The sequence below is a fragment of the Variovorax sp. GW822-FHT04A09 genome (assembly GCF_058801005.1).
This window is the reverse complement of the sequence record NZ_JBXAMV010000002.1, coordinates 323,874-349,495: the sequence shown is the minus strand read 5'-3', so window position 1 is coordinate 349,495 and position 25,622 is coordinate 323,874. Positions and strand designations below refer to the sequence as shown.

Genomic DNA, 25,622 nt, shown 5'->3' with positions numbered 1-25,622 from the left:
GAAGGCATGGCGGAGAATGGGCCGTCTCCGCTTTGCCTGCCGCCCCGCGGCCCCGTCTGCTGCGATGCCTCTTGCGTTCTCGTTTTCTTCCACCGCCCGGCACACCCTGGCCGTGGTCCTGCTGACGGCAGCCGCCGCACCCTCCGCCTGGGCGCTGGCCAGCTTCGAGGAGGTCAAGCGCGACCTCCGCTCCTCCGAGACCGCCGTGCTCGACCGCCAGGGCGAGCTGCTGCAGCGCGTGCGCACCGACCCCACGGTGCGGCGCGGCCAGTGGACCGTGCTGGCCGACGTGTCGCCCGCGCTGCGCGCGGCCATGGTGCTGAGCGAGGACAAGCGCTTCTACGAACACAGCGGCGTCGACTGGCGCGCCGCCTCGGCCGCCGCCTGGGGCAATCTGTGGAACACGCGCACGCGCGGCGCCTCGACCATCACCATGCAGCTGGCGGGCCTGCTCGACGACGACCTGCGCCGCGCGGCGGGCGGGCGCAGCTTCACGCAGAAGATCGGCCAGACCGTGGCCGCCACGCAGCTGGAGCGCCGCTGGCGCAAGGACCAGATCCTCGAGGCCTACCTGAACACGGTGCCCTTCCGCGGCGAGATCGTCGGCATCGACGCGCTCTCGCGCACGCTCTTCAGCAAGGCCCCGAGCGGGCTCGACGCGCGCGAGGCCGCCGTGGCCGCCGCGCTGGTGCGCGCGCCCAACGCCCGCCCCGCGCTGGTGGCGCAGCGCGCCTGCGAGGTGCTGCGCGTGATGGAGCCCGGCGCCAAGACCGACTGCGAGGCGCTCGACATGTTCACCAGCGCCGTGGTGCAGCGGCGCGCGTTCGAGCCCAACGAAGGCATCGCGCCGCATGCCGCGCGGCGGGTGCTGCGCGAGCTGCGTGATGCAGGGAACGACAAGTCCGTCGCCCCCACCAGCGTGCGCACCACGCTGCGCGCGCCGCTGCAGCGCTACGCGCTCGACAGCCTGCAGCGCCACCTGCGCGAGCTGCGCGACCGCCACGTGGAAGACGGCGCGCTCGTGGTGCTCGACAACGCGAGCGGCGAGGTGCTGGCCTGGGTCGGTTCCTCGGGCCCGCTGAGCCAGGCCGCAGAGGTCGACGGCGTGACCGCGCTGCGCCAGCCCGGCTCCACGCTCAAGCCGCTGCTGTACGCGCAGGCCCTCGCCGAGAAGCGCATCACGGCGGCCTCGCTGATCGAGGACTCGTCGGCGCAGATCAGCACCGCGAGCGGCCTCTACATTCCGCAGAACTACGACCGCCGCTTCAAGGGCCCGGTGTCGGCGCGCACCGCGCTGGCCGCCTCGCTCAACGTGCCGGCCGTGCGCACGCTGGTGATGGTGTCGCCCGAGGCCTTCGCGCGCGAGCTGCGCGCCGCCGGCCTGCCGCTGCGCGAGAGCGGCGATTACTACGGCTACAGCCTGGCACTCGGGAGCGCCGAGGTGTCGCTGCTGTCGCTGGCCAATGCCTACCGCATGATGGCCAACGGTGGGCGCTTCGGCGCGACCACGCTCACACCGCGCTCACCCGCCCCGGCCGGCAAGCAGAAGCCTGCCGAAGCCGCACCACTGCTCGACCCGCGCGCCGCCTTCATCGTCAGCGACATCCTCTCCGACCCGAACGCGCGCACGCGCACCTTCGGCCTGGACAGCATCCTGTCCACCCGCTTCTGGACCGCCGTGAAGACCGGCACCAGCAAGGACATGCGCGACAACTGGGCCGTGGGCTGGTCGCAGCGCTACACGGTCGGCGTGTGGGTCGGCAACGCCAGCGGCGCCTCGATGTGGGACGTGAGCGGCACCAGCGGCGCCGCGCCGGTGTGGGCCGAGGTGATGCGCTTCCTGCACGCACGCGAACCCAGCCGCGCGCCCGCGCCGCCCGCCGGGCTGGTCGAAGCGCGCGTGAGCTTCGGCCCGGGCGCCGACGGCAACCCACTCGAAGCGGCGCGCAGCGAATGGTTCCTGCAGGGCACCGAGCAGCCGCTGTTCGCGCTCGACACCGGCATGGCGAGCGACGCCGCCTCGGCGCGCATCACGGCGCCGGCCGACGGCACGATCCTGGCGCTCGACCCCGACATTCCGCCGCAGCGCCAGCGCGTGCGTTTCGAAGCCGAAGGGCGCGGCGTGCAGTGGCGCATCGACGGCAAGTTCCACGCGCGCGGCAACAGCGCGCAGTGGTTGCCGTGGCCCGGGCGGCACCTGATCGAACTGGTGGACGCCAGCGGCAAGGTGGTCGACCAGCGCCGGGTGGAGGTGCGCGGCGCGGGCGTGGTGGCGGCGAAGGGCGCGCGCCGATGAACGCGCCGATGCGCGCGCTGCTGTCGATGCCCCGCTGGCTGTCGCTGTGCCTGGGCCTGCTGCTCGTGCTGTGCCTGGCCGGCCCGCGCGCCGCGCAGGCCAAGCCCGTGCCGGTGCCGCCGATGAGCTCGCGCGTGGTCGACCTCGCGCAGGCGCTGCCGCCCGGCGAGGCCGAGGCGCTGCGCGCGCAGATCGCCGACATCCAGGGCCGCACTCAGGCCCAGCTCGCGGTGCTCATCGTGCCGACCACGGGCGAGGACACCATCGAGAGCTACGCTACGCGCGTGTTCGCGAAGTGGCGGCTGGGCCGCAGCGATGCCGACGACGGCATCCTGCTGCTCGTAGCGCAGAAAGACCGCCGCATGCGCATCGAGGTCGGCACCGGGCTCGAAGGCACGGTGACCGACATCCAGGCGGCCCGCATCATCGACCGCGAGATGGCGCCGCGTTTTCGCGAGGGCGACTTCGCCGGCGGCGTGCAGGCGGCCGTGGGCGCGCTCGCGCGGCTGCTCGACGGCGAAGTGGGCGTCGTCGCGCCCGAATCGCAGCAGATCGTCGTGGACCACGCCGCCGCACCCGACGAAGAGAAAGTCACCAGCCTCTCGCGCGGCGGCCGCGTCACGCCCGAAGGCTGGGGCCTGCTGGGCGTGGTGCTGTGGGGCCTGGGCCTGGGCATCTACCACGGCCGCGGCATCGAGCGCGACCCGCCGCGCGGCACCTCGGCCTCGCGGCGTGCCGAAGAGAAAAAACGCAAGGGCCAGCGCAAGGGCAGCGCGCGCCCCGAACCCTGGGCCGACGCCCTGGCGGCGATCGAGCCTGAACCGGCGCGTGCGCGCCCTGCCCCGCGCGACCTGCGCCTGGTGCTCGGCCTGCTCGGGGCCGGCCCGCTGGCCGCCGGCGCGGCGCTGCTGAACCCGGCCATCGCGCTGGTGCTGGCGATGCCGGCGATCTTCGGCTACGGCCTGGGCTTTCTCTGCGGCATGTCGCGCACGGCCGCCATCTTCATGGGCGGCTTCGTGCTCGTGATCGCGTCGCTGGTCGCCGTCGCGTGGACCGTCGGCGCCGACCGCTTCTGGTGGGGCTTTTTGTGGGCGCTGTGCATCGGCGGCGTGACGCTGTTCGCGGTGATCATCGTGCGCTGCATGGTCAACACCTTCCAGCGCAGCGTGCTCAGCTTCCTCGTGCGCCTGGCCATCGTGGCGGGCATCTGCGGCTACGTGTTCCACATCACCTCGCCCGGCCCGGTGCCGGACACCTCGTGGATTCCCATCGCGCTGGCGGCGTTCTTCTCGATGCTGATCGGCTTCCTGCCGCCCGGCGTCATGGAATCGGGCGACGACGACGGGGACAGCGGCTGGAGCAGCAGCAGTTCGTCGTCCTCCTCTTCCTCGTCGTCCTCGTCCTCCTCAGACAGCGGCGGTTCGAGCAGCGGCGGCGGCGCCTCGGGCAGCTGGTAAAGCGGGCGGCCAGGCACCCCCGCCGCGCCGCCTCATGCCCCTCCCGCCGACCGCGTCTTTTTGACAATGGTTAAATTCATCCAATCATTGAATGAATAAGCCACCCTGATCCCATGCTCGTCCAACCGCCCCGCACCTCCCTGGCCGACGCCGCCGCGAACAGCATCCGTACCGAAATTGCGGCGGGCCGCTGGCCCATCGGCTCGCGCATTCCGATCGAGCCCCAGCTGGCGCAGCTGCTGGGCGTGAGCCGCGGCACGGTGCGCGAGGCGGTGAAGACGCTGGTCTCGCGCGGCCTGCTCGAGGTGCGGCAGGGTTCGGGCACGTACGTGCGCTCGGGCTTCGACCCCTCGGCCAGCCTGCAGAAGCTGCGCCTGGCCAGCCTGCGCGACCAGTTCGAGGTGCGCCGTGCGCTCGAGGTCGAGGCCGCCCGGCTCGCCGCCGTGCGCCACACCGCGAAAGACCTGCGTCGGCTGAACGCCCTGCTCGACAAGCGCGGCCAGCCCGACCTGGCCGACGGTGGCGCGGCCTTCATCGAGCGCGACCTGGCCTTTCACCTGGCCATCGTCGATGTGTCGGGCAACCTGGCGCTGGTCGAGACCTGCCGCTTCATCACCGGCTACATCAAGGAGACCATCGCCAGCACGCTGAGCGCCAGCCTGCCCGAGCCCGACGAGGCGGCGCACCGCGCCATCGTCGAAGGCATTGCCAGCCGCGACCCCGAGCGCGCCGCCGCCGCCGTGCGCGAGCTGATGGCGCCGACGCTCAACGCGCTCGCACTGGGCACGGCATGAACTCCATGACCTTGCCCACGGGTGTTGCTGCGCGCACCCAGGCGGCGCCATCGGGCGCCGAAGAACTGCTGATCGACGCCGAAGTCGACAGCCTGCCCGCGCCGCGCCCCACGCCGACACCCAGCCGGGGCCGCCGGCTGTTGCTGGGCCTGACGGTGGTGCTCATCGCCTTCAACCTGCGGCCGGTGTTCGCCAGCCTGTCGGTGGTGCTGCCGGAAATCATCCGCGCCACCGGCCTGTCGGCCACCGCCGCCAGCCTGCTGACCACGCTGCCGATCGTCTGCCTGGGCGTGTTCGCGCCGATGGCGCCCTGGCTCGGGCGCCGCTTCGGCACCGAGCGCACGCTGCTGGGCTGCATGGTGCTGATCGGCGTGGGCACGGTGCTGCGCGGCACCGGCAACATCCCGCTGCTGTTCCTGGCCTCGGCCATCGCGGGCAGCGGCATCGCGGTGTCGAACGTGCTGCTCTCGGGCCTGGTGAAACGCGACTTCGCCAAGCAGGCCGCGCTGATGATGGGCCTGTACACCATGGCCGTGTGCGGCGGCGCCGCCAGCGCCGCGGGCCTCACGGTGCCGCTGGAGCACGCGCTGGGCGGCGGCTGGACGCTGGCGCTCGCCATGTGGGCCGTGCCGGCCGCGCTGGTCACGTTCATCTGGGCGCCGCAGGCGCTGCCGCTCAAGCCGGTGGCCAGCGAATCGGGCTTCACCGTGCGCGGCCTGTGGCGCGACCGGCTGGCCTGGCAGGTGACCTTCTTCATGGGGCTGCAGTCGGCCCTGGCGTACATCGTGATGGGCTGGCTGGCGCCGATCCTGCGCGAGCGCGGGCTCAGCGGCGAAATGGCCGGCTACGTGGTGTCGCTGTCGGTCATGACGCAGGTCGTGACCTGCCTCGTGGTGCCGGCGCTGGCCGTGAAGCTGCGCAACCAGCGTGCGCTGGCGGTGGTGCTGTCGGCGATGACGGTGGCGGCCATGCTGGCCATGCTGTTCGCGCCGCTGGACGCCCCCGGCGGCATGTGGACCTGGGCCGTGGTGCTGGGCATTTCGCAGGGCGGCACCTTCGCGCTGGCGCTCACGATGATCGTGCTGCGCTCGCCCGATTCGCACATTGCCGCGCACCTGTCGGGCATGGCGCAGGGCGTGGGCTACATGGTGGCGGCCTTCGGTCCGCTGCTGGCCGGGCTGCTGCACGGCTGGACCGGCAGCTTCCGCGCCTCGGCGTGGCTGTTCGTCGGCCTGGGCGTGGTGCTGGTCATGGCGGGGCTGGGCGCGGGACGCACGCTGCACGTGGGCGCGGTGACGGTGCCGCGGCACTGAGCCGCTGCTGCTGCCTGCCTACTGCAGTCCGCCGTCGCAGGCGGTCGGCTTCCGGGCGCTGTCGTCCGTAAAGTCCACGCTGGTGCGCTTGTTGCCGGCCGGCCCCGTGTGCGCCGGCCATTCGCTCTGCAGCCATGTGTAGCGCCACACGTAGGGACCGCCGGCCTTCGCCGGCGCGTCGTAGGCGATGCGCAGGCTGCCGCGGCTTTCGTCGTGGCAGTGCTTCGAGGTCTTGTATTCCTTCTCGCTGAAGCAGGCGCGGATCGACCGCGAGCACCAGTACGGGATGCCCTCGCGCGCGGCCTTGGCGCGCTGCCCGGGCGGCGTGTCCAGCGGCACGAAGTCGGCCGTCACGTAGGACGCGCCGCCGCCCGAATAGCTTTCCGATTCGCGCTGGGTCACGGCCACGGCCTAGCGGCCTTCGGCCAGCGGGTAGAGCACCGGCGCGAGGGCCAGGTGCAGCTCGGGGTCGGTGCTGGGGCGGTCGCGCTGCTGCGAGGCCACGTAGGTCGAGAAATCGTGCAGCTGCGCGAGCTGCCAGCCACCAGTGCCGGCGTCGCGCTTCAGGCGTGCCATGGCCAGGGGCTTTTCCGAGGTGAGCAGGTAGTCGTCGGGTGCGCCGCCGTCGCGCGGGCGGTGCAGCTTCAGCGCCTGCGCATCGCAGGGCTGCGGCAGCAAGGCGCACAGGTGGGCGCGCCACATGGCGTCGACGGCCTCGGGCGTCTTGACGGCCACGAAGACCTGCGCGGCAGGCCCGGCGAGCACGGGGCCGGCCGGCAGCGACGCGAGAAGACCGACGATCCCGGCAAGAGGCAGCTTTTTCATGGGGCGCAATGGTAGCCATCGCGGGAAGCCCTGGCAGAGGGGTCATCGGGGTTTCTCCGGCCGCGCCCCGGCCCGACCGGGCGACAATGGGGGGCTCCGGCGAAAGTCCATTTCGCCCAATGAAATTTCAGCCCTCTCGACAACCCAGAACCTACGGAAGCAAGCGCATGAGCACGAAGCAACCCACCATCGTCTACACCCTCACCGACGAGGCGCCCCTGCTGGCGACCTACGCCTTCCTGCCCATCGTGCGCGCCTTCACGGCTCCGGCCGGCATCAACGTGACGACGAGCGACATCTCGGTGGCCGCCCGCATCCTGGGCGAGTTCCCCGAGTTCCTGAGCGACGACCAGAAGGTGCCCGACAACCTGGCCGAACTGGGCAAGCTCACGCTCAAGCCCGAAGCCAACATCATCAAGCTGCCCAACATCAGCGCCTCGGTGTCGCAGCTCAAGTCGGCCATCAAGGAACTGCAGGGCAAGGGCTACAAGATCCCCGACTACCCGGAGAACCCGACCTCGGACGAGGACAAGGACATCCGCACGCGCTACAACAAGTGCACCGGCAGCGCCGTGAACCCCGTGCTGCGCGAAGGCAACTCCGACCGCCGCGCGCCCCGCGCCGTGAAGGAATACGCCCGCAAGAACCCGCACAGCATGGCCGAGTGGAGCCAGGCTTCGCGCTCGCACGTCTCGCACATGCATGGCGGCGACTTCTATCACGGCGAAAAGTCCATGACCCTGGACCGCGCCCGCAACGTCAAGATGGAACTGCTCACCAAGAGCGGCAAGACCATCGTGCTCAAGCCCAAGGTCGCCCTGCTCGACCGCGAGATCATCGACTCCATGTTCATGAGCAAGAAGGCCCTGCTGGCCTTCTATGAAAAGGAAATCGAAGACGCGCACAAGACCGGCGTGATGTTCTCGCTGCACGTGAAGGCCACGATGATGAAGGTCTCGCACCCCATCGTGTTCGGCCACTGCGTGAAGATCTTCTACAAGGAAGCCTTCGAGAAACACGGCAAGCTGTTCGACGAGCTGGGCATCAACGTCAACAACGGCATGGTCGACCTGTACAACAAGATCGCCACGCTGCCCCAGAGCACGCAGGACGAGATCAAGCGCGACCTGCACGCCTGCCACGAAGGCCGCCCCGAGCTGGCCATGGTCGACTCGGCCAAGGGCATCACCAACTTCCACTCGCCCAACGACGTGATCGTGGACGCCTCGATGCCCGCCATGATCCGCAACGGCGGCAAGATGTGGGGCGCCGACGGCCGCCTGAAGGACGTCAAGGCCGTGATGCCCGAATCGACCTTCGCCCGCATCTACCAGGAGATCATCAACTTCTGCAAGTGGCACGGCGCCTTCGACCCCAAGACCATGGGCACCGTGCCCAACGTCGGCCTCATGGCCCAGAAGGCCGAAGAGTACGGCTCGCACGACAAGACCTTCGAGATCCCCGAAGACGGCGTGGCCAACATCACCGACCTGGACACCGGCGAAGTGCTGATGAGCGAAGACGTGGAGAAGGGCGACATCTGGCGCATGTGCCAGGTCAAGGACGCCGCGATCCGCGACTGGGTGAAGCTGGCCGTGAACCGCGCGCGCAACTCCGGCATGCCGGTCGTGTTCTGGCTTGACGCCTACCGTCCGCACGAGGCGCAGCTGATCACCAAGGTCAAGATGTACCTGCACGAGCACGACACCACGGGCCTGGACATCCAGATCATGAGCCAGGTGCGCGCCATGCGCTACACGCTGGAGCGCGTCGTGCGCGGCCTGGACACCATCAGCGCCACCGGCAACATCCTGCGCGACTACCTCACCGACCTGTTCCCCATCATGGAACTGGGCACCTCGGCCAAGATGCTGTCGATCGTGCCGCTCATGGCCGGCGGCGGCATGTACGAGACCGGCGCGGGCGGCTCGGCCCCCAAGCACGTGCAGCAGCTGGTGGAAGAAAACCACCTGCGCTGGGATTCGCTCGGTGAATTCCTCGCGCTGGCCGTGAGCCTGGAAGACCTGGGCCTGAAGACCGGCAACGCGCAGGCCAAGATCCTGGCCAAGACGCTCGACGCCGCCACCGGCCAGCTGCTGGACAACAACAAGAACCCGTCGCCCAAGACCGGCCAGCTGGACAACCGCGGCAGCCAGTTCTACCTGGCCATGTACTGGGCCCAGGAACTCGCCGCGCAGACCGAGGACAAGGAGCTGCAGGCCAAGTTCAAGAAGCTGGCCGAAGCGCTCACCGCCAACGAGAAGAAGATCGTCGACGAACTCGCGGCCGTGCAGGGCAAGGCCGTGGACATCGGCGGCTACTACCTGGCCGACCCGAAGAAGTACGAAGCCGTGATGCGCCCGAGTGCCACGCTGAACGCGGTGCTGGCACCGGCGGTCTGATTCCGCTGCGTTGCGCCTCCCGGGCCTGACCAGGCCCGGAAGTGCCCACACCAACGGCCTGTCGCTCACGCGGCGGGCCGTTGGTCTTTGTGCGCGACTAGACTCCGATTTCTCCCGCCCCCACTGCACGCAAGAAAGAAAGGCAGGCCCCTCATGAAACGCCATTGGCTTGCTGTTGCCGCCGCCTGGCCCCTGCTCATGGCCGCCGGCAGCGCCCATGCTCAGAGCCCCACTCAGAGCAACTGCGAAACGCTGCGCGCCCAGATCGAAGCGAAGATCGCCGCCTCGGGCGTGACCAACTTCAGCGTCGTCACCGTCGATGCCGCCGCCACGGCGAGCGGCCAGGTGGTGGGCAGCTGCGAGCTGGGCACGAAGAAGATCGTCTACCAGCGCGAAGGCGGCGCGGCCTCGCCGGCCCCGAGCGCCACCTCGGCGCCCGCATCGCGCGGCGAGCCCATCCTCACCGAATGCAAGGACGGCTCGGTGTCCATGGGCGGCAGCTGCAGGCCCTGAGGGCCGGCATCCCATGGCCTGGTCCGCCCTGCGCCTCTTCTTCGGCCTGCTGACCCTCGTGGCGATCGGCTGGCAGCTGGCGATTCATGTCCGCATGGGCTTCGACGTCGTCAACTTCTTCAGCTTCTTCACCAACCTCTCGAACCTGCTCGCGGCCATCGTGCTGGTGCTGGGGGCGCGTCGCCTCTGGCGGCCGGCGTCCACGGGGCCCGACGAAGGGCTGCGCGCCCTGTCGGCCGTGAACATGGTGGTGGTCGGCATCGTCTTCTCGCTGCTGCTGCGCGACGTCGACCTTGGCGCGCTGCGGCCGTGGATCAACACGCTGCTGCACCACGTGATGCCCTGCGTCGTGCTGCTCGACTGGCTGCTGCAGCCGCCGCGCAGGCGCCTCGGCGGCCGGCAGCTGCTGTGGACGCTGGTCTTCCCGATGGCCTACCTGGTCTACACGCTGGTGCGCGGCAGCCACACGGGCTGGTACCCCTACCCTTTCCTCAACCCCGCCAACGTCGGCGGCTACGGCGGCGTGGCCGTCTATGCCGCAGGCATCGCGCTGACCTTCGGGTTGGCGGGATGGGGGCTGCTGGCGTTGGGGAACCGGCTGGGCCGGCGCGCCTGACGCGGCCCCGCGCACGACCCGCCTGTTTCTGCATTTCGCAGGATCAGGCAAAAACCTCGTTCGATCCGGATACCGCTTCCAGCCCCTTCGCCCCGAGACTCCTCTGCATGCCCGGCGCACCCTTCGCGCCGTGGCGCATCGACCCGCATGAGGAGTTTTGTATGAGTGCAATCCAGGACACAGTGGTTCTCGTCACCGGCGCCAGCAGCGGCATCGGCGAGGCGACGGCGCGGCGGCTCGCGCGGCGCGGCGCCCATGTGGTGCTCGGCGCGCGCCGCACCGAACGGCTCGCGGCGCTCGCGGCCGAGATCAATGCCACCGGCGGCTCGGCGAGCTTCCGGCGGCTGGACGTGACGCACCGGCCCGACATGGAGGCCTTTGCCGAGTTCGCCCTCGACACGCACGACCGCATCGACGTGCTGGTGAACGCCGCCGGCGTGATGCCGCTGTCGCCGCTGTGGCAGCGCAAGATCGAAGAGTGGGAGCTGATGATCGACGTCAACCTGCGCGGCATGCTGCTGGGCGTAGCGGCCGTGCTGCCCACGATGCAGGAGCAGGGCTGGGGCCACATCGTCAACGTCGCGCCGGTGGCCATGGGCGGCGCCACGCCCGACTCGGCCGTGTACCACGGCACGCAGTACGCGGTGCAGGCGATTTCCGAAGGGCTGCGGCGGGAACACGCGGGGCGCGTGCACGTCTCGCTGGTGAGCCCCGACGTGGCCGAGGCCGCCGACCCGCTGGCCGAGCGCATCGCCGACAGCTACGCCTTCGAGCGCATGCGCACGCGGCGGCGGCTGACGACACCGGTCGACGGCGTGGCGCGTGCCATTGGCGGCGCGATCGAGGGCGCACGCTACGGCATGGCGGGCCCCGGCTGGCGCCCGGCCCCGACGCCGCGGCCGAAGCCGGCGGCACCGGTGTACTGACTGAGCGCCGAACGTCAGTAGCTCTTGTACGGCAGGAACTTGCCCGACAGCACCACGTTGACGCGGTCGCCCTTCGGGTCGGGCTGGCGCTGGATGTCCATGCTGAAGTCGATGGCACTCATGATGCCGTCGCCGAACTCTTCATGGATCAGTTCCTTGATGGTGGTGCCGTACACGCTCACCACCTCGTACCAGCGGTAGATCAGCGGGTCGGTGGGCACGGGCGTGGGCAGCGAGCCCTTGTAGGGCACGACCTGGAGCCACTTCTGCTCCTCGGGCGTGAGGCCGAAGATCTTGCCGACGACCTTGGCCTGCTTGTCGTCGAGCGTCATCTGGCCGAGGCAGGCGGCGGTGGTCCATTCCTTCGACAGGCCGACCTTCTTGGCCACGTCGGCCCACTGGATGCCCTTGGACACCTTCACGGTGATGATCTTCTCGGTGACGTCGTTGCGGTTCATGCGGCTTGGCTCCTGGGTATGAAGGGATGCGACAGGGCAAGCAACAGGCATGCCCGTTGTCGGCCCCTGCGCCTCAGCGCTCCCAGCGGAACTTGCGCTCCGACTCCGCAATGGGCTGGTCGTTGATGCTCGCGTAGCGCCTTTGCATCAACCCGTTCTGCGCAAACTCCCAGTTCTCGTTGCCATGGCTGCGGAACCACTGGCCCGCAGCGTCGTGCCATTCGTACTCGAAGCGCACCGCGATGCGGTTGTCCATGAAGGCCCACAGCTGCTTCTTCAGGCGGTAGTCGTGCTCGCGCTCCCACTTGCGGGTGAGGAATTCCACCACCTGCTCGCGGCCGTTGACGAAGTCGGCGCGGTTGCGCCATTCGGTGTCGGGCGTGTAGGCCAGGCTCACGCGCGCGGGGTCGCGCGAGTTCCAGGCGTCTTCCGCGGCCTGGACTTTCTGGAGGGCGGATTCAAGGGTGAAGGGCGGCAGCGGCGGGCGGGATTCCATGGCGGTCTTTCAGTCAAGAAATGAAGTGATGAAGGTCCGCAATGTGCCACGAGTAGACAGACCTGTCTACATGCCTACAATCGCCGCATGGACATCTCTGCACTGCCCGCACGCGAGCGCATCCTGCTCACGGCGCACGAACTCTTCTACGCCGACGGCATCCGCGCCACCGGCATCGACCGCGTGATCGCCGCGTCGGGCGTCACCAAGGTCACCTTCTACCGGCACTTCCCCTCGAAGGACGACCTGGTGCGCGCCTTTCTCGATCACCGGCACGGCGTGTGGATGGCCTGGTTCGTCGACGCGCTGGGCCGTCGCGACGCGCAGCAGCGCATCGCGCAGGGGCAGGCGCTGCCGGTGCTGGCCGACGTGATGGCCGAGTGGTTCGCCGACCCGCTGTTTCGGGGCTGTGCCTTCATCAACTCGGTGGTGGAAGTGGGGGCCAGCGTGGCCGGCGCCGCCGACATCGCGCGCGAGCACAAGCGCGAGATGGTCGAGGTGATCGCCGGCCTGCTGCCCGACGGCCCGCAGCGCATGGCCATCGCGCAGGCCGCCGCGCTCGGCGTCGACGGCGCCATCGTCAAGGCGCAGATGGGCGATGCGGCGCTGGCGCGCGAGGCGGTCGACGACCTGCGGCGGCTGCTCGATGCGCTGGTCGCCCTTCGATAACATCGCATCGCTCACTCCTTCCCAAAAAACACATGGCATCGACGCGACTCCCCTCGACCCAGGGCCTGCAGGCCTTCGAGGCCGTCGCGCGGCTGCGCAGCGTGAACCTGGCGGCCGAAGAGCTCAGCGTGACGCCCAGCGCGGTGAGCCACCGCATCCGCCAGCTCGAGACGCAGCTCGAGCTCAAGCTCTTCACGGGCAACGACTTCGGCCTGAGCGCCGACGGCGTGGCCTACCTGGCGCGCGTGCGCGAGGCCATCGCGGCGCTGCAGCAGGTGCCGGGGCGCGAGCCCGCATCGCAGGTGCGGCGGCTGCGCGTGGCGGTCACGCCCACCTTCTCGCGCCAGATGCTGCTGCCCCGGCTGGCCGAGTTCCGCGACGCCTACCCGACCATCGAGCTGATGCTGCAGGTGACCATGCCGGTGCGCAACTTCACGGCCGAAGACGCCGACATCGAGCTGCGCTTCGGCACCGGCCCATTCCACGACCGCGAGTTCTGCCAGCTGCTGGCCGACGACGTCTCGCCGGTGTGCAGCCCGGCCTACCTGGAACGCCACGGCCCCTTCGAGCAGCACTTCTCGACCGACGCCGAGGTGGCGCGCGTGCAGCTGCTGCGCACGCCGCTGGAGTCGTGGCGCATCTGGTTCAAGGCCTGCGGCATCGGCCTGCCCGAGCCGGCCGTGGGCCACCAGTTCAACGACCTGGGGCTGGCGCTCGATGCGGCCGCCGAAGACTTCGGCGTGGTGCTCATGCACCTGCGGCTGGGCCGCGCCTGGCTGGACAACGGCCGGCTGGTGCGCCTGTCGCCGCACAGCGCCCCCTCGCCCAACGCCTACTTCCTGTGCTGGCGTCCCGGCACCATGGAGCGCTGGGAATGCGCCACATTCGTCGAATGGCTGCGCCAGGCGCTGCGCGAGCCGGGCTGAATAATTTTCAGACGGGGTGCGGGCTTTTTTCAGGTCGCCGGCGCGTTTCCCCTGCAGACTCGACCCCCGGCGCTGCCGTGGCCCGCATGGGCTGCAGCGCGCCGCGCCCCCCATAACACCAGCCAGGAGACTCCCCCGTGCCCGACCTTTCCAAGATCACCTGCATCGAAGACCTGCGGGCGATCGCCCAGCGGCGCGTGCCGAAGATGTTCTACGACTACGCCGACTCCGGCGCCTGGACCGAGGGCACCTACCGCGCCAACGAGAGCGACTTCCAGAAGATCAAGCTGCGCCAGCGCGTGGCCGTGAACATGGAAGGCCGCTCCACCCGCACCACCATGATCGGCCAGGAGGTCGCCATGCCCGTGGCCATCGCGCCCACGGGCCTGACCGGCATGCAGCACGCCGACGGCGAAATCCTGGGCGCGCGCGCGGCCAAGGCCTTCGGCATTCCGTTCACGCTCTCGACCATGAGCATCTGCTCGCTGGAAGACATTGCCGAGCACACCGACCGCCACCCTTTCTGGTTCCAGCTCTACGTGATGAAGGACCGCGACTTCATCGAGCGCCTGATCGACCGTGCCAAGGCCGCCAACGTGTCGGCACTGCAGCTCACGCTCGACCTGCAGATCCTCGGCCAGCGCCACAAGGACATCAAGAACGGCCTGTCCACCCCGCCCAAGCCCACGATCAAGAACCTCATCAACCTGGCCACCAAGCCGCGCTGGTGCATGGGCATGCTGGGCACCAAGCGCCGCACCTTCGGCAACATCGCCGGCCACGCCAAGGGCGTGAAAGACCTGTCGTCGCTGTCGTCGTGGACCGCCGAACAGTTCGACCCGGCCCTGAGCTGGGCAGACGTCGAATGGATCAAGAAGCGCTGGGGCGGCAAGCTGATCCTCAAGGGCATCATGGACACGGAAGACGCACGCCTGGCCGTGGCCAGCGGCGCCGACGCGCTCATCGTGTCGAACCACGGCGGTCGCCAGCTCGACGGTGCGCCCTCCTCCATCGCCGCGCTGCCGGCCATCGCCGACGCCGTGGGCAGCCAGATCGAAGTGTGGATGGACGGCGGTGTGCGCAGCGGCCAGGACGTGCTCAAGGCCCGCGCGCTGGGCGCACGCGGCACGTTGATCGGGCGCAGCTTCCTGTACGGCCTGGGCGCCTACGGCCAGGAAGGCGTGACGCGCGCGCTGCAGATCATCCACAAGGAACTGGACATCACGATGGCCTTCTGCGGTCGCACGCAGATCGACGATGTGAAGTCGGACATCCTGTTGCCGGGGACGTTCTGAGGGGCGGCTGAAGGCCCCGTCGAGGGCGGGCCGATTCGGCGCGGAGTGCTCAGCGCGACGCGAGGCTTTCCATGTAGACGCAGAACATGTCGGCCATCGCGCCCGCCCAGGCCTCGATCTCGGCGTCGGTGCGGGGGCGCTCCGAGAACTCTTTCCCCACGGCGCTGAGCGTCGCCACGATCAGGTCGCCTGCCATTTGGCGCGTGGCATCGGAAGCCGCTGGCAGCGCCTCCTGCATGAACACGCGGACGATCTCGTCACCGGCGGCGCGCACCTCTTGTGCCTCGGGTGCGTCGCGGTAGAACGGCGCGGCGTCGTCGAGCGCCGTTCGCACATCGGCCTCTTCGCATTCGGAGCGCACGAACGCATGCGTCAGCAGGCGCAGGCGCTCCAACGCGGGACGCTGCGTGTCCCCGAGGATGCCGCGCATCAACTCCGTGGTCTGCCGCCATTCATCGCTCTGCAAGCGGAACAGGATCGACGCCTTGTTCGGGAAGTACTGGTACACCGACCCCACGCTCACACCCGCGCGTTCGGCCACGCGCGTCGTCGTGAAGCGGCGCACGCCTTCTTTCGCCAAAACCTGAATGGCTGCCTGAAGAATGGCCCCAAGAAGGTCGGCCGAGCGCGCCTGCCGGGGCTGTCTGCGAGAGGAGATCGAGGGGCTTCGACGGTCGGTCATGGGAGCGTGGCGGAACGCGAATGGAAAACATGAAGGGTTCTTCATAGTATTTCTCATCTGCTTTTCACACGAAAGAACCCCGTGACCACCTTGACCACCGCACCCCTGGCGCCCTTGCTGGACCGCCTGTTCCAGGAGGCCAGCGCGGCCACCAGTCCGGCCATCGCCGACGTCAGCCCAGAGGAACGCCACCGGCTGATGCACAGCAAGACCGAGTACATCGCGCTCTACAGCCGGCTCAAGGATCTGTGGCTGCCGGTGTCGCGCGAGACCGGCGTGCTGCTGTACCAACTGGCGCGCAGCACCAACGCGCGCCACATCGTGGAGTACGGCACCTCCTTCGGCCTGTCCACCCTGTACATGGCCGCGGCGCTGCGCGACAACGGCGGCGGCCGCCTGATCGGCAGCGAGTTCGAGCCCACGAAGGTCGCCAGGGCCCGCGCGCACCTGGCCGAAGGCGGCGTGGCCGACCTGGTCGAGATCCGTGAAGGCGATGCGCTGCAGACGCTGGCGGTCGACCTGCCCGCCTCCATCGACCTGTTGCTGCTCGATGGCGCCAAGGCGCTCTACCCCGACGTGCTGGCGCTGGTCGAACCGCGCCTGCGGCCGGGCGCGCTGATCGTGGCGGACAACGCCGACCACAGCCCGGAGTACCTGGCGCGCGTGCGCTCGCCTGACAGCGGGTATCTGTCGGTTCCGTTTGGCGGTGACGTGGAGTTGTCGATGCGGTTGGGGTGAGGGCTCACGATCGGTTTGCGATTGCAGCGGCTCACAAGTCACTTGCGTCACGGTCATCGATGATTACTGTGTGACCGCTTTGAGCGTATGAGACCACTCTCCCTATGATTTTCCGAAGGCCACAACGGTCCGACAGGGAGAGAAAAAATGACAGTACAGAGCTCACGCAGCACCGCGCGACGCGATTCGATGAATGCCGGCCTACGGCTGGTGCTGAGCGTGCTGACGTGGGTCGTTTCGATCCCGGTCCTCAATGTCCTGCTCACCGGCCTGGCGCGACGCCAGGTCCTGACACTGACAGGGACCGGTGTAGCCCTCGTCGCCTGCGCCCTGCTCTTGTGGGCAGGGTTGATCTACTGGTGGCAGGTCCCAGCCACCCCAAGCATCGCAAGACGCGTGACGTACTTCATCGCCTACGTCGCCGTCATGGCACTGCTGGGGCTGATCGGCGTGTGGGCCGCCTTCTGGGCCACCGTTGCCATCCACGGGCTCTGAGCGCGATGCGCGCGGCCGACAACCTCAGTCCGCGTACACCCCCGCCGCCTTGATGATCGGACTCCACTTCGCAATCTCCGCCGCCACGAACTTCTTGTGCCCCTCGGGTTCGATGCGGCCGTCGGTGGCGACCACGGCGCCGAGTGCTTCCTCGCGCTTGATGAAGTCCGCATCTTTCAGTGCCGCCTTCAGCGCGTCGCTGATCTTCTTGAGCACCGGCGCGGGCGTGCCCTTGGGCGCGTACAGGCCGTGCCAGATCGTCACCTGGAAATTCTTCAGGCCGGCCTCGTCGAGCGTGGGCAGGTCTTTCAAGAGCGGCGTGGTCAGGCGCTTGGGCGTGGTCACGGCATAGGCCTTGACCTTCTTCGCCTCGATCTGCGGCGAGGTGTTGGTGCTCTGGTCGCACAAGAGGTCGATCTGGCCGCCGATCAGGTCGGTGATGGCCGGTGCCGTGCCCTTGTAAGGCACGGGCGTCATCTCGGTCTTCGTGGCGCTCTGGTAGAGCAAGCCGCACAGGTGCGAGGCCGAACCGATGCCTGCGTTGCCCAGGTTGATCTTGCCCTTGTTGGCAGCAATCCAGGCCGTCAGTTCCTTGTAGTTGGTGGCCGGCAGGCTGGGCTTGGCGATGAGCGTCATGGGCACGTCGTTGACGATGCCCAGGTACTCGAAGTCGGTCTCGACCTTGAACTGCACGTTGCGCACCAGCGTCGGCACGGTCGCCATCGCGATGTGGTTGAGCAGCAGCGTGTAGCCGTCGGGGTTGGCGCGCGCGACCTTGGCCGCGCCGATGGAGCTGCCCGCGCCGGGCACGTTGTCGATGATGACGCTGGCGCCGCCCAGCGGCTTGCGCAGTGCCTCGGCGAGGTCGCGCGCGACGCGGTCGGTCGGGCCGCCGGCCGCGAAGGGCACGACGATGGTCACGGGCTTGCCCGCGGGAAAGTCCTGCGCGTGGGCGCACACGGCAAGGGCCACGGCCGCAAGGGCGAACATTTTTTTCATGAAAGTCTCCGTCAAGGTCAAAAAGAAAAATCAGGGCGCGCGCGAAGGCACGCGGCTTTCGAGCGTCGGGGGCTGCCACTCGGGTTTGATGTGGCAGCCGTTCTTGCCGTCGGTGTCGTAGCGCGGCATGAGCGACGCGCAACGTTGCGCGAGGCTCTGGGGCGTGGGCTTCTCGCCCTTGTCGATCCAGTCGAGCAGCGCGCCGAAGAGCGCGGGGTATTCCGAGTCGCTGAGGTAGCTGTGCTCGCGCTCGGCGCTGAAGCTCTGCACCAAGTTGCCGCCGGTGCCGGCCGCGTCGCGGATGCGGCGGTAGGCGTTCTCGAGTTCGACGAAGGCCGTGGGGTCGTCGATGGCATGCAGGCCCACGGTGGGCAGCGAGGTGCGGCCGGTGGGCTGGCTGTCGGCCGCGAGTGCGCCCTGGGCCTGCGGGTCGGCCGCGTAGCGCTGCACGCCGGCATTGAGCGCCGCATCGTCGGCCGAGCCGCTGTAGACCACGCCGATGTTGCCGAAGGGGTTGCGGCCCTTCAGGCGCTGCTGCACGAGGTCCTGGAACAGCCACGTCGCCCAGTTGAGGTGGCCGACGAGCGAGCGTTCGGGAATCTTCACGACCGACAGGATCGTCTTCAGCCGCGCCGCCTGCTCGGGCGTGCGCTGCGCGGCGGGCGTGCCGACGCCGGTGCAGTCCTTGACGCGCGCCGCGAGGTCCGCGCGCGTGAGCTTCGCGTCCATCGGCAGACCCATCCACAGCGGGTACTGGGGCTCGTCGGGCTTGGGATGGTTGCGGCAGACGTACTGGTACACCACGCGCAGGTCGAGCCGGAAGTCGTAGGCGCTGTTGCCGCCGCCGAGCACGCCGCTGGTGAGCAGCAGGCCGTCGTACGGCGACTTCGCATCGCCCAACGGCGCATAGAGCTCGGCCGCCTTCGCCGCCACGCCCGCGCCGTAGCTCTGCCCGTGCAGCAGCGTGCGCTGGGGCGTGCCGAAGTGGCGCACGACGATCTGGCGCAGCCGCTCGGTGTCTTGCGCCGCCATCGTCACGCCGTAGCCGCCGCGCCGGTACGTGGAACCGGCCCAGGCATAGCCGGCCTTCACGGTGACGGCCCAGCGCTTGAGGTCTTCCTCGCTGCGCGCGAGCTTGGGCGCACCGGTCTCGGGGCCACCGTGCGCGTGCATCACGAGTACGCCGCGCTGCCAGTCTTTCGGAATGGCGATCCAGTAGAACGAGCCCGCGCCGTCTTCACCGGTGTAGCAGCGTGCGCTCTCGGGCACGGGCGACGGGCAGGCCGTGGGCTTCGGCGCGGTGACGGGTGCCGCGTGCGTGGACAGCAGCGGCGCGGCGCCCAGCAAGGCGAAGGCGGCAAGTTGCGAGAGGTATTTTTTCAATGGCGTACTCCGAGGTCCAGCGTCGCGTTCGCTCCGTCGGTGGAGGCGAAGGCCACGACGCCGCTGTTGAAGATGAGGTGGCCCGGCCGGCCGGCGCCGGCCTGCGCCACGCCGAGCACCGGCGTGTCGTAGCCCAGCGTGGTGGCCGCGCCGCCGAGGTTGAAGGCCGTGCCAACCACGGTGGCCTCGCGGCTTTCGCCCTTCACGCTGGCCATGGCGTAGCTGCCGTCGGCCGCGCCGCGCATCAGGGTCTGCTGCACCGCGAGCAGGCGCAGACCCGGCTGGATGACGGTGGCCGCGCCGCTGGGGGTGTCGCCCGCCGGCACGGCGGTGGCCACGCGGCGCAGGTACAGCGGCGTCGACACGCCGTTGACCAGCCCGATCACCACCGAACCGGTGAGCGTGCCGCCGGTGGTCTCGGCGGTGCCGCTCGACGAGGTCGAGGTCGTGTACATGTCGAAGGCGCCACGCGCCGTGCTGTAGCTGAGGTAGCCCTTCTCGGTGTTCTTGCAGGTCTGGTCATAGGTCATGAAGCTGTTCGACGCCGGGCTGCGGCAGAACTGGAAGGTGCCCGCATTGCGCAGCCGCCCCGCCGACGAGAACGCCGCCGTGGTGCCCGCACCGAGCTGCTCCACGCCGGCCGCATTGAAGATCAGCGACACGGTGCGGAAGTCCGTCGACGGCGACACATTCTGGAAGGTGTTCTGGAACGCCACCAGCGGCGAGAAGCCGCTGCCGCTCGGCGGGTTCACGCCGCCCAGCAGCACGCCGCCGGCGCCGAAGCTGAACACCGCGCCGCTCTCGCCGCTCGCGTAGCTGCAGCTGCCCTGCGACACGAGCGAGCCGCTGCGCTGCGTGCCGACCCGCGTGGGTACGTGGCTGGCATCGATGGTCACGGTGTAGGCCAGGGTGGCCGGGTCGATCTGCACCTGCAGTTCCTCGCCGAAGCTGTTGCCGCCTTTGTAGCGCGTTGCGCTCGCCGGCAGGTTCGGGCAGGCCAGCGGGTCGCCGACCTCGGTCACGCAGCTGAAGTTGACGGCCGCATCGAGGCTGCCGCTGCCGCGGTACTTGGGCCACGACGGAAACTGGCACAGCGGGCGCGTGCGGCCGTAGCTGCCGGCCACGGCGTCCACCGCGACGGGCGTGGCGGGCGCGAGGCCGGCCTCGACCCAGCCTTCGAGCGCCGCGAGCGAGTCCCAGTTGGGAATGAAGCTGCCGGTGCCGTGGCCCATGCCGGGCACGGTGTAGAAGCGCACGTTCTGCGTGACCGCGGCCTGGCCCAGCGTGGCGACGAGCTGCCGGTAGTAGTCGATGGTCGAGTTGGGGCTGATCACCTCGTCGGCCAGGCCGTGCAGCATGATCAGCTTGCCGCCGCGCGCAAAGAAGGGCGCGAGGTTCGGATCGGTCGCGTCGGTGAGCTTCGACACCTCGGCCACGCGCGCCGCGTACGTGCCGGGGTTCTGCGGATCGAAGGTGAGCGTGTTGAAACCGGCATCGCGCGTGACGAAGAACTTCACCCACTGGTCGCCCGTGACGTACATGTTGGCGTCGGCCGAGGTGGCGGGGTTGCCCGGCGCCTTGCGCGTGCCGAGGTCGCGCGTGGTGTACGGGCCGGCCACCAACGCGCCTTCGAGCAGGTTGTAGCCGCCCGCGCGCTTCACGCCGTTGGCAAGCGAATAGCTCGTGAACTCGAGCGGCGATTCGATGGCGTGCACCGTGTCGATCTGCGCGTCCGACAGGCAGGTGTCCGCCGTGTCGGCGCCGTTGGGGCAGCGCAGCGACGCGAGGATCTGCGTGTTGAGCTGGCGGCAGCTCTCCACATTGCTCACGATGTTGTCGATCGCGCCGTCGAGCTTGTCGCAGGCCTGCATCGCGGCCTTCTGCACCAGCAGCGTCTCCGTGAGGTTGAGCCAGCCCTTGCCGCCGTCGTTGTACAGCGCGCGGCCCACCGCCACGTTCGACAGGCGCGTGCCGGTGTAGTTGAGCGCGGGCTCGTTGGCGATCACGCCGTCGTAGTCCTGCGGCCAGCGCTGGATGTAGCTCAGTGCGTCGCGCCCGCCGGTCGAGGTGCCGAGGAAGTAGGCGTGTTTGGGCTTCACGGCATAGCGCGCGAACACCAGCGCTTGCGCCACGTCGCGCGTCTTCTTGAGCGACTGGCCGCCGTAGTTGGCCAGCTGCTCGTCGTTGGCCGCGAACTTGCCGTCGGTGATGCTGCTCGACTGGTGGCCCGAATCGTCGCCATAGGTGGCGTAGCCCAGCGCCAGCGGCGCGGGCTTGCCGGCGGGGCCGAAGCGGATGACCTCGGTGCCGTCGATGAGCACGCCGTCGAAGCCGCCGCCGCCGAAGTGGATGGTCTTCTGGTTCCACTGCTCGGGCAGGTTGACCGCGAAGTGGATGAGCTGCGAGGCCGGGTCCACCGGCGCGATGGTGCCGCGCACGCGGCAGTAATCGCCCAGGGTGCTGCCAGCGTCGCCCGCGGCCACGGGCGTGGCGCTGGTGACGGTGGCGCCCTGCGTGGGCAGGCTGATGAGCGCGGCGGGCAGGCTCTTGCCGGCGAGGTCGGCGCAGGCCACGACGGGCAGCACGGGCGGGGGGGCCGTGCCGGGCGGCTCCTCGGCCGGCGGGGTGTTGCCGCTGGCGGGCGGCGGGGTCGGCAGGAAGAAGCCGGGGCTTCCTCCTCCCCCGCTGCCGCCACCGCAGGCGGCCAGGACCAGCGAGATACCGATCAACGAAACGACGACACGAAACTTCGAGGCAGGGCGCGGTGTGCGCATGGATTTGTCTCCGGCATGCCGCCTCGGCGGGCGGCTTTGTGAAGGGGCGGCCGGACGATAGATTCCGTGTGACCTAGGGTCAAATAAAATAACAAGGCCCATTCAATACAAAAAACATATGGATATACGCGCCCTGAGGTACTTCGTGGCCGTGGCCGGCACCGGCCACATGACGCGCGCCGCCGAGCAGCTGGGCATCCAGCAGCCGCCGCTGAGCCTGCAGATCAAGGCGCTGGAGCGCGAGCTGGGCGTGCTGCTGTTCAAGCGCCATCCGCGCGGCGTGGCGCTCACCGACGCCGGCCGGCTGTTCCAGGCCGAGGCGCTGCGCATGCTGCAGGACATGGAGGCCATGAAACAGCGCATGGCGCGCGTGGCCCAGGGCCAGACCGGCACGCTGGCGGTCGGCTTCACCAGCTCGGCCGCGGCGCACCGCTTCATGCCCGAGGCGCTGCGCGCCTTTCGCCGCGCGCACCCCGGCGTGGAACTGCAGCTGCGCGAAGACAACGCCGCCGAGCTCACCGAGGCGCTGGCCGCGGGCCGGCTGCACTGCGGCCTGCTGCGCGTGCCGGTGGCGCGGCCCGAGGGGCTGGTGTTCGAGACGCTGCTGCGCGAGCCCGTGTGGGTCGCGATGCCGAGCGATCACCGCTTCGCGCCGTCTGCCCATGGCAAGAAGCCGGCGAAGCCGCTGCCGCTGTCGAAACTCTGCGAAGAGGGCATCATCCTCGTGCGCCGCCCGGGCGCGCCCGGCCTCTATGCCGAGCTGCTCGCGCTGTGCCACGCGCAGGGCCTGCGCCCGCGCGTGGTGGCTGAAGTCGATCGCATGATGACCAACCTGAACCTCGTGGCCGCGGGCGTCGGCCTGTCGGTGGTGCCGACCTCGATGACCGGCGTGCACGCGCACGCCATCGCCTACTCGCGGCTGGCCGACGGCGGCCAGCTCGACGCGCCGCTCACGCTGGTGTCGCGCGCGGACGAAGACAACCTGCCGGCGCGGCACTTCGCGGCGCTGCTGCGTGGGCTGGCCGAGGGGAACGCTGCCGCATGACCCTGCCGCTGCTGCGCCGCCATTTCCTGCAACGCATCGGCTTCGCGGCTGCGTGCGCGTTGCCGCACCTGTCGCACGCTGCCCTGCCCTGGCCCCATCGCCCCGTGCGCCTGATCGTGGTCTACCCGCCCGGCGGCGTGAGCGACGGCATGGCGCGCGCGCTGGCCGAGCCGCTGGCGCAGTCGCTGGGCGTGCCGGTGCTCATCGAACACCGCGCCGGCGCGGGCGGCAGCCTGGGCATGGATGCGCTCGCACGCGCCACGCCCGACGGCCACACGCTGGCCTTTTCGGCCATCAGCCCGCTCACCCTGCACCCGCTGCTCGCGCGCGCGCCCTACGACCCGCTGCGCGCCTTCGTGCCCGTGGCCAGCGTGATGCGCACGCCGGTGCTGGTCGTGGGCACGCTGGCCTTCGCGGGCCGCGGCTTTGCAGAGTTGATCGCGCTGGCGCGCCGCCAGCCCGGCGCGGTGCGCTGGGCCACCTCGGGCGTGGCCACCATCGGCCACATGGTGCTGGCGCAGGTGCGCTTGCAAAGCCGCACCGACATCACGCACATCCCCTACCAGGGCGGCGGCCCGCAGCTCAACGATGCGCTGGGCGGCCAGTTCGAGGTGCTGTCGACCAACGTCGCGGCGCAGCAGCTGCAGTACATCGAGAGCGGCCGGCTGCAGGCACTGGCGGTCGGCGCGCCCGCGCGCATCGAAGCCTTGCCTGCGGTGCCCACGCTCGCAGAGCTGGGCTACGAGAAGGCGAACCGCGATTCGCTCTTCGGCATCTTCGCACCCGCACGCACGCCGGTGGCGGTGGTGCAGCGCCTCAATGGCGAGATCAACCGCCTGCTGCAAGGCGACCCGCTGCGCGCGCGCCTGCGCGAGGCCTACAACCTGCCGGCCGGCGGGAGCATCGAGGACTTCGCGCAGGAGATCGCGGCGGACCGGCGGCGCAACCGCGCGCTGGTGGCTGGGGCGCGGGCGCAGTTCGACTGACGGTCAGCCTTGCGCGGCCCAGAGCCGCGGATAGTCGCTCACGAACCCGTCCGCCGTGACGCCGAGCACCTCCGCATAATCGAAGCGCTTGGCCTCGTACGCGTACGTGCTGTCGCTGCGCCGCTCATAGCGCTGCATCAGCTCGCTGAGCCCGCCGTCTTCGATGTCGACCCAGGCCGCCGGTGCATCGGCGCTTTCGCCGGGGGCGAGGTTCAGGCGGCGCAGTTGCAGCAGGTTGGTGGCGGGGGTGAAGCCCAGATCGAGGTCGACACAGTGCGACATGTCGGACACCGCTTCGTCGTTGAGCTTCCAGTGGCCGCGCGCGTCGCGCGTGATCGACAGGTCGATGGCCGACTCGCCGAGCCAGCCGCGCACGGTGCCCCATTGCGTGTGCCAGAGCAGGTCGCAGCGCACGCGGTAGTGCAGCTGGGCGATGCGTCCGCCCTCGGTGCGGAACACCGCCGCGCCGTCGAGCTGCCAGGCCGAGGCGTTGCGTTCGAGGCGACAGGCATCGTGGCCCGGTGCATCGAGCCTGCGCCAGAGGATGGAGGCGACGGTTTGCATATGGCGCGGATCATGGCACCGGCATGCCGCGGGGCGCAAGCGGCATCCCGCAAAATGCCCTGCATGTCGAAAGCCCTTTACACGTCGTTGTCTGCCCTTTTCACCCTCCTGGCAGCCGGCGCAGGCCATGCGGCCACCGCACTGAAGGACGGCGACATCATCTTCCACACCTCGCGCTCGGCGCAAAGCCTGGCCGTGCAGCGCGCCACCGGCTCGCGCTACAGCCACATGGGCATCGTGCTGCTGCGAGAGGGCAAACCCTACGTGTTCGAGGCGGTCTCGACGGTGCGCTACACGCCGCTGGCGCAATGGACGGCGCGCGGCAACGGCGGGCGTTACGTGGTGAAGCGGCTGCGCGACGCCGACACGCGGCTCACGCCCGGCGCCGTGGCGCGCCTGCATGCGCGCACCTCGGACTTCGCGGGCCGCCCGTACGACCTGACCTTCGAATGGTCGGATTCGCGCATCTACTGCTCGGAGCTGGTGTGGAAGCTCTACGACCGTGCGCTGGGCGTGCGCATCGGCGAGCTGCAGAAGATCCGCAGCTTCAACCTTTCCGACCCGGCCGTGCGCGCCAAGATGCGCGAGCGCTACGGCGACGCCGTGCCGATGGACGAGCCGGTGATTTCACCCGTGGCGATGTTCGATTCGCCGCTGCTGGTGACGGTCGAATCGCGCTGACGACCGGCTACCGCACCGCCGCCAGCACGCTGTCGAGAAACTGTTTCGCCGGCGTACCGAAATCTTCGGGGATGTAGTCGCGCGAGAAGTCGCGCGCGAACGCCGCTTCGAGGTCGTCGTGCGAACCGAGGTAGTCGGCGATCTCGGCGCGCAGCGCGGCCAGCTCGGCCTCGGTGCTCGACTCGCGGTACGAGGCCATGATCTCGGCGCCGGTTTCGCCGAAGAGGATGTCGGCGTCCTGGCCGAAATAGACCTTGGTGAGGTGGTCGATCAGTTCGAATCGCATCGT

26 protein-coding genes are annotated in these 25,622 nt (G+C 69.6%); 16 read left to right on the top strand and 10 right to left on the bottom strand.

The features are described from left to right. The first annotated feature begins 64 nt into the window (after nucleotides 1–64). From pbpC to AC1RLW_RS12725, 4 genes are all read left to right on the top strand, one after another. Complete coding sequence (gene pbpC, locus AC1RLW_RS12740; protein ID WP_493193292.1) at nucleotides 65–2,296, top strand: penicillin-binding protein 1C; 2,232 nt, start codon at nucleotides 65–67, stop codon at nucleotides 2,294–2,296. Next, entirely contained in the window at nucleotides 2,293–3,753 is a 1,461-nt protein-coding gene (locus tag AC1RLW_RS12735) for a TPM domain-containing protein (RefSeq protein ID WP_493193291.1), read from the top strand. Before pbpC ends, AC1RLW_RS12735 begins: the two co-directional genes overlap by 4 nt. Nucleotides 3,754–3,866: 113 nt before the next feature. Further along, the gene (locus AC1RLW_RS12730) at nucleotides 3,867–4,547 is read left to right on the top strand and encodes a FadR/GntR family transcriptional regulator (RefSeq protein ID WP_095949614.1); all 681 of its coding nucleotides are present in this window, start codon (nucleotides 3,867–3,869) and stop codon (nucleotides 4,545–4,547) included. Next, nucleotides 4,544–5,860, top strand: a complete 1,317-nt coding sequence (locus AC1RLW_RS12725; protein ID WP_095746504.1) for a CynX/NimT family MFS transporter — start codon at nucleotides 4,544–4,546, stop codon at nucleotides 5,858–5,860. Before AC1RLW_RS12730 ends, AC1RLW_RS12725 begins: the two co-directional genes overlap by 4 nt. 18 nt (nucleotides 5,861–5,878) lie before the next feature. Here the strand turns inward: AC1RLW_RS12725 and AC1RLW_RS12720 are convergent, their stop codons facing one another. Together AC1RLW_RS12720 and AC1RLW_RS12715 are read right to left on the bottom strand one after the other, a co-directional pair. Next, nucleotides 5,879–6,268, bottom strand: a complete 390-nt coding sequence (locus tag AC1RLW_RS12720) for a hypothetical protein (RefSeq protein WP_493193290.1) — start codon at nucleotides 6,266–6,268, stop codon at nucleotides 5,879–5,881. A 3-nt stretch (nucleotides 6,269–6,271) separates the two neighbouring features. Further along, complete coding sequence (locus AC1RLW_RS12715) at nucleotides 6,272–6,685, bottom strand: hypothetical protein (RefSeq protein ID WP_493193289.1); 414 nt, start codon at nucleotides 6,683–6,685, stop codon at nucleotides 6,272–6,274. A 167-nt stretch (nucleotides 6,686–6,852) separates the two neighbouring features. Between AC1RLW_RS12715 and AC1RLW_RS12710 the strand changes: the two genes are divergently transcribed. The 4 genes from AC1RLW_RS12710 to AC1RLW_RS12695 all read left to right on the top strand — a co-directional run bounded on the left by AC1RLW_RS12710 (nucleotide 6,853) and on the right by AC1RLW_RS12695 (nucleotide 11,142). Beyond that, nucleotides 6,853–9,087 carry an NADP-dependent isocitrate dehydrogenase gene (locus AC1RLW_RS12710; RefSeq protein WP_095949616.1) on the top strand — a complete coding sequence of 745 codons (2,235 nt, stop codon included), beginning with the start codon at nucleotides 6,853–6,855 and terminating at the stop codon, nucleotides 9,085–9,087. Between the two features lie 153 nt (nucleotides 9,088–9,240). Next, complete coding sequence (locus AC1RLW_RS12705) at nucleotides 9,241–9,600, top strand: DUF1161 domain-containing protein (protein WP_240531186.1); 360 nt, start codon at nucleotides 9,241–9,243, stop codon at nucleotides 9,598–9,600. A gap of 13 nt (nucleotides 9,601–9,613) precedes the next feature. Continuing rightward, nucleotides 9,614–10,216, top strand: a complete 603-nt coding sequence (locus AC1RLW_RS12700; protein ID WP_493193287.1) for a Pr6Pr family membrane protein — start codon at nucleotides 9,614–9,616, stop codon at nucleotides 10,214–10,216. 161 nt (nucleotides 10,217–10,377) lie between these two features. Next, nucleotides 10,378–11,142 (top strand): SDR family oxidoreductase, encoded by a 765-nt coding sequence (locus AC1RLW_RS12695; protein ID WP_492731949.1) that lies wholly within the window; start codon nucleotides 10,378–10,380, stop codon nucleotides 11,140–11,142. A 14-nt stretch (nucleotides 11,143–11,156) separates the two neighbouring features. Here AC1RLW_RS12695 and cynS read toward each other — a convergent pair whose 3' ends face one another. Next, nucleotides 11,157–11,600, bottom strand: a complete 444-nt coding sequence (gene cynS / locus AC1RLW_RS12690; RefSeq protein ID WP_095746510.1) for a cyanase — start codon at nucleotides 11,598–11,600, stop codon at nucleotides 11,157–11,159. Nucleotides 11,601–11,673: 73 nt separating this feature from the next. Continuing rightward, a complete protein-coding gene (locus tag AC1RLW_RS12685; RefSeq protein WP_369646043.1) occupies nucleotides 11,674–12,096 on the bottom strand; it encodes a nuclear transport factor 2 family protein in 423 nt (140 codons plus the stop codon). Between the two features lie 87 nt (nucleotides 12,097–12,183). Here AC1RLW_RS12685 and AC1RLW_RS12680 point away from each other — a divergent pair, with 87 nt between their 5' ends. From AC1RLW_RS12680 to AC1RLW_RS12670, 3 genes are all read left to right on the top strand, one after another. Further along, entirely contained in the window at nucleotides 12,184–12,765 is a 582-nt protein-coding gene (locus AC1RLW_RS12680) for a TetR/AcrR family transcriptional regulator (protein WP_159273148.1), read from the top strand. 32 nt (nucleotides 12,766–12,797) lie between these two features. After that, entirely contained in the window at nucleotides 12,798–13,691 is an 894-nt protein-coding gene (locus AC1RLW_RS12675; RefSeq protein ID WP_062478020.1) for a LysR substrate-binding domain-containing protein, read from the top strand. A 137-nt stretch (nucleotides 13,692–13,828) separates the two neighbouring features. Further along, the gene (locus AC1RLW_RS12670) at nucleotides 13,829–14,986 is read left to right on the top strand and encodes an alpha-hydroxy acid oxidase (RefSeq protein WP_493193285.1); all 1,158 of its coding nucleotides are present in this window, start codon (nucleotides 13,829–13,831) and stop codon (nucleotides 14,984–14,986) included. A 49-nt stretch (nucleotides 14,987–15,035) separates the two neighbouring features. Here AC1RLW_RS12670 and AC1RLW_RS12665 read toward each other — a convergent pair whose 3' ends face one another. Next, complete coding sequence (locus AC1RLW_RS12665; protein ID WP_493193283.1) at nucleotides 15,036–15,668, bottom strand: TetR/AcrR family transcriptional regulator; 633 nt, start codon at nucleotides 15,666–15,668, stop codon at nucleotides 15,036–15,038. 81 nt (nucleotides 15,669–15,749) lie between these two features. Here AC1RLW_RS12665 and AC1RLW_RS12660 point away from each other — a divergent pair, with 81 nt between their 5' ends. Both AC1RLW_RS12660 and AC1RLW_RS12655 read left to right on the top strand, forming a co-directional pair. Continuing rightward, on the top strand, nucleotides 15,750–16,406 hold the full coding sequence (locus tag AC1RLW_RS12660) for an O-methyltransferase (protein ID WP_095949622.1): 657 nt from the start codon (nucleotides 15,750–15,752) through the stop codon (nucleotides 16,404–16,406). Nucleotides 16,407–16,553: 147 nt separating this feature from the next. Beyond that, complete coding sequence (locus AC1RLW_RS12655; RefSeq protein ID WP_493193282.1) at nucleotides 16,554–16,901, top strand: hypothetical protein; 348 nt, start codon at nucleotides 16,554–16,556, stop codon at nucleotides 16,899–16,901. Nucleotides 16,902–16,925: 24 nt separating this feature from the next. On the opposite strand, the gene AC1RLW_RS12650 is transcribed toward AC1RLW_RS12655, so the two are convergent. Genes AC1RLW_RS12650 through AC1RLW_RS12640 form a run of 3 tightly spaced genes read right to left on the bottom strand, consistent with a single transcriptional unit; the run spans nucleotide 16,926 to nucleotide 22,057 of the window. After that, on the bottom strand, nucleotides 16,926–17,900 hold the full coding sequence (locus AC1RLW_RS12650; RefSeq protein WP_493193281.1) for a tripartite tricarboxylate transporter substrate-binding protein: 975 nt from the start codon (nucleotides 17,898–17,900) through the stop codon (nucleotides 16,926–16,928). Nucleotides 17,901–17,930: 30 nt separating this feature from the next. Continuing rightward, nucleotides 17,931–19,283 (bottom strand): alpha/beta hydrolase family protein, encoded by a 1,353-nt coding sequence (locus tag AC1RLW_RS12645; protein WP_493193279.1) that lies wholly within the window; start codon nucleotides 19,281–19,283, stop codon nucleotides 17,931–17,933. Further along, nucleotides 19,280–22,057 (bottom strand): tannase/feruloyl esterase family alpha/beta hydrolase, encoded by a 2,778-nt coding sequence (locus AC1RLW_RS12640; RefSeq protein WP_493193277.1) that lies wholly within the window; start codon nucleotides 22,055–22,057, stop codon nucleotides 19,280–19,282. The genes AC1RLW_RS12645 and AC1RLW_RS12640 overlap by 4 nt, the downstream gene beginning before the upstream one ends. A 118-nt stretch (nucleotides 22,058–22,175) precedes the next feature. On the opposite strand from AC1RLW_RS12640, the gene AC1RLW_RS12635 reads away from it, so the two are divergent. Both AC1RLW_RS12635 and AC1RLW_RS12630 read left to right on the top strand, forming a co-directional pair. Beyond that, nucleotides 22,176–23,102, top strand: a complete 927-nt coding sequence (locus AC1RLW_RS12635) for a LysR family transcriptional regulator (RefSeq protein ID WP_493193275.1) — start codon at nucleotides 22,176–22,178, stop codon at nucleotides 23,100–23,102. Beyond that, nucleotides 23,099–24,088 (top strand): Bug family tripartite tricarboxylate transporter substrate binding protein, encoded by a 990-nt coding sequence (locus AC1RLW_RS12630; RefSeq protein WP_493193273.1) that lies wholly within the window; start codon nucleotides 23,099–23,101, stop codon nucleotides 24,086–24,088. The genes AC1RLW_RS12635 and AC1RLW_RS12630 overlap by 4 nt, the downstream gene beginning before the upstream one ends. A gap of 3 nt (nucleotides 24,089–24,091) precedes the next feature. Here the strand turns inward: AC1RLW_RS12630 and AC1RLW_RS12625 are convergent, their stop codons facing one another. Beyond that, the gene (locus AC1RLW_RS12625; RefSeq protein ID WP_492738858.1) at nucleotides 24,092–24,652 is read right to left on the bottom strand and encodes a putative glycolipid-binding domain-containing protein; all 561 of its coding nucleotides are present in this window, start codon (nucleotides 24,650–24,652) and stop codon (nucleotides 24,092–24,094) included. Nucleotides 24,653–24,715: 63 nt separating this feature from the next. Between AC1RLW_RS12625 and AC1RLW_RS12620 the strand changes: the two genes are divergently transcribed. Further along, the gene (locus AC1RLW_RS12620) at nucleotides 24,716–25,333 is read left to right on the top strand and encodes a YiiX family permuted papain-like enzyme (RefSeq protein ID WP_493193271.1); all 618 of its coding nucleotides are present in this window, start codon (nucleotides 24,716–24,718) and stop codon (nucleotides 25,331–25,333) included. Nucleotides 25,334–25,340: 7 nt separating this feature from the next. Here the strand turns inward: AC1RLW_RS12620 and AC1RLW_RS12615 are convergent, their stop codons facing one another. Next, nucleotides 25,341–25,619 carry a contact-dependent growth inhibition system immunity protein gene (locus AC1RLW_RS12615; protein ID WP_095949631.1) on the bottom strand — a complete coding sequence of 93 codons (279 nt, stop codon included), beginning with the start codon at nucleotides 25,617–25,619 and terminating at the stop codon, nucleotides 25,341–25,343. Nucleotides 25,620–25,622: the final 3 nt, after the last annotated feature.

Coding starts and splice junctions, on each gene's coding strand:
- AC1RLW_RS12685 (WP_369646043.1), bottom strand. CDS start 12,096: ATGGAATCCCGCCCGCCGCTGCCGCCCTTCACCCTTGAATCCGCCCTC.
- AC1RLW_RS12710 (WP_095949616.1), top strand. CDS start 6,853: ATGAGCACGAAGCAACCCACCATCGTCTACACCCTCACCGACGAGGCG.
- AC1RLW_RS12620 (WP_493193271.1), top strand. CDS start 24,716: ATGTCGAAAGCCCTTTACACGTCGTTGTCTGCCCTTTTCACCCTCCTG.
- AC1RLW_RS12625 (WP_492738858.1), bottom strand. CDS start 24,652: ATGCAAACCGTCGCCTCCATCCTCTGGCGCAGGCTCGATGCACCGGGC.
- AC1RLW_RS12700 (WP_493193287.1), top strand. CDS start 9,614: ATGGCCTGGTCCGCCCTGCGCCTCTTCTTCGGCCTGCTGACCCTCGTG.
- AC1RLW_RS12630 (WP_493193273.1), top strand. CDS start 23,099: ATGACCCTGCCGCTGCTGCGCCGCCATTTCCTGCAACGCATCGGCTTC.
- AC1RLW_RS12675 (WP_062478020.1), top strand. CDS start 12,798: ATGGCATCGACGCGACTCCCCTCGACCCAGGGCCTGCAGGCCTTCGAG.
- AC1RLW_RS12735 (WP_493193291.1), top strand. CDS start 2,293: ATGAACGCGCCGATGCGCGCGCTGCTGTCGATGCCCCGCTGGCTGTCG.
- AC1RLW_RS12650 (WP_493193281.1), bottom strand. CDS start 17,900: ATGAAAAAAATGTTCGCCCTTGCGGCCGTGGCCCTTGCCGTGTGCGCC.
- AC1RLW_RS12635 (WP_493193275.1), top strand. CDS start 22,176: ATGGATATACGCGCCCTGAGGTACTTCGTGGCCGTGGCCGGCACCGGC.
- AC1RLW_RS12725 (WP_095746504.1), top strand. CDS start 4,544: ATGAACTCCATGACCTTGCCCACGGGTGTTGCTGCGCGCACCCAGGCG.
- cynS (WP_095746510.1), bottom strand. CDS start 11,600: ATGAACCGCAACGACGTCACCGAGAAGATCATCACCGTGAAGGTGTCC.
- AC1RLW_RS12665 (WP_493193283.1), bottom strand. CDS start 15,668: ATGACCGACCGTCGAAGCCCCTCGATCTCCTCTCGCAGACAGCCCCGG.
- AC1RLW_RS12730 (WP_095949614.1), top strand. CDS start 3,867: ATGCTCGTCCAACCGCCCCGCACCTCCCTGGCCGACGCCGCCGCGAAC.
- AC1RLW_RS12640 (WP_493193277.1), bottom strand. CDS start 22,057: ATGCGCACACCGCGCCCTGCCTCGAAGTTTCGTGTCGTCGTTTCGTTG.
- AC1RLW_RS12680 (WP_159273148.1), top strand. CDS start 12,184: ATGGACATCTCTGCACTGCCCGCACGCGAGCGCATCCTGCTCACGGCG.
- AC1RLW_RS12705 (WP_240531186.1), top strand. CDS start 9,241: ATGAAACGCCATTGGCTTGCTGTTGCCGCCGCCTGGCCCCTGCTCATG.
- AC1RLW_RS12615 (WP_095949631.1), bottom strand. CDS start 25,619: ATGCGATTCGAACTGATCGACCACCTCACCAAGGTCTATTTCGGCCAG.
- pbpC (WP_493193292.1), top strand. CDS start 65: ATGCCTCTTGCGTTCTCGTTTTCTTCCACCGCCCGGCACACCCTGGCC.
- AC1RLW_RS12655 (WP_493193282.1), top strand. CDS start 16,554: ATGACAGTACAGAGCTCACGCAGCACCGCGCGACGCGATTCGATGAAT.
- AC1RLW_RS12695 (WP_492731949.1), top strand. CDS start 10,378: ATGAGTGCAATCCAGGACACAGTGGTTCTCGTCACCGGCGCCAGCAGC.
- AC1RLW_RS12715 (WP_493193289.1), bottom strand. CDS start 6,685: ATGAAAAAGCTGCCTCTTGCCGGGATCGTCGGTCTTCTCGCGTCGCTG.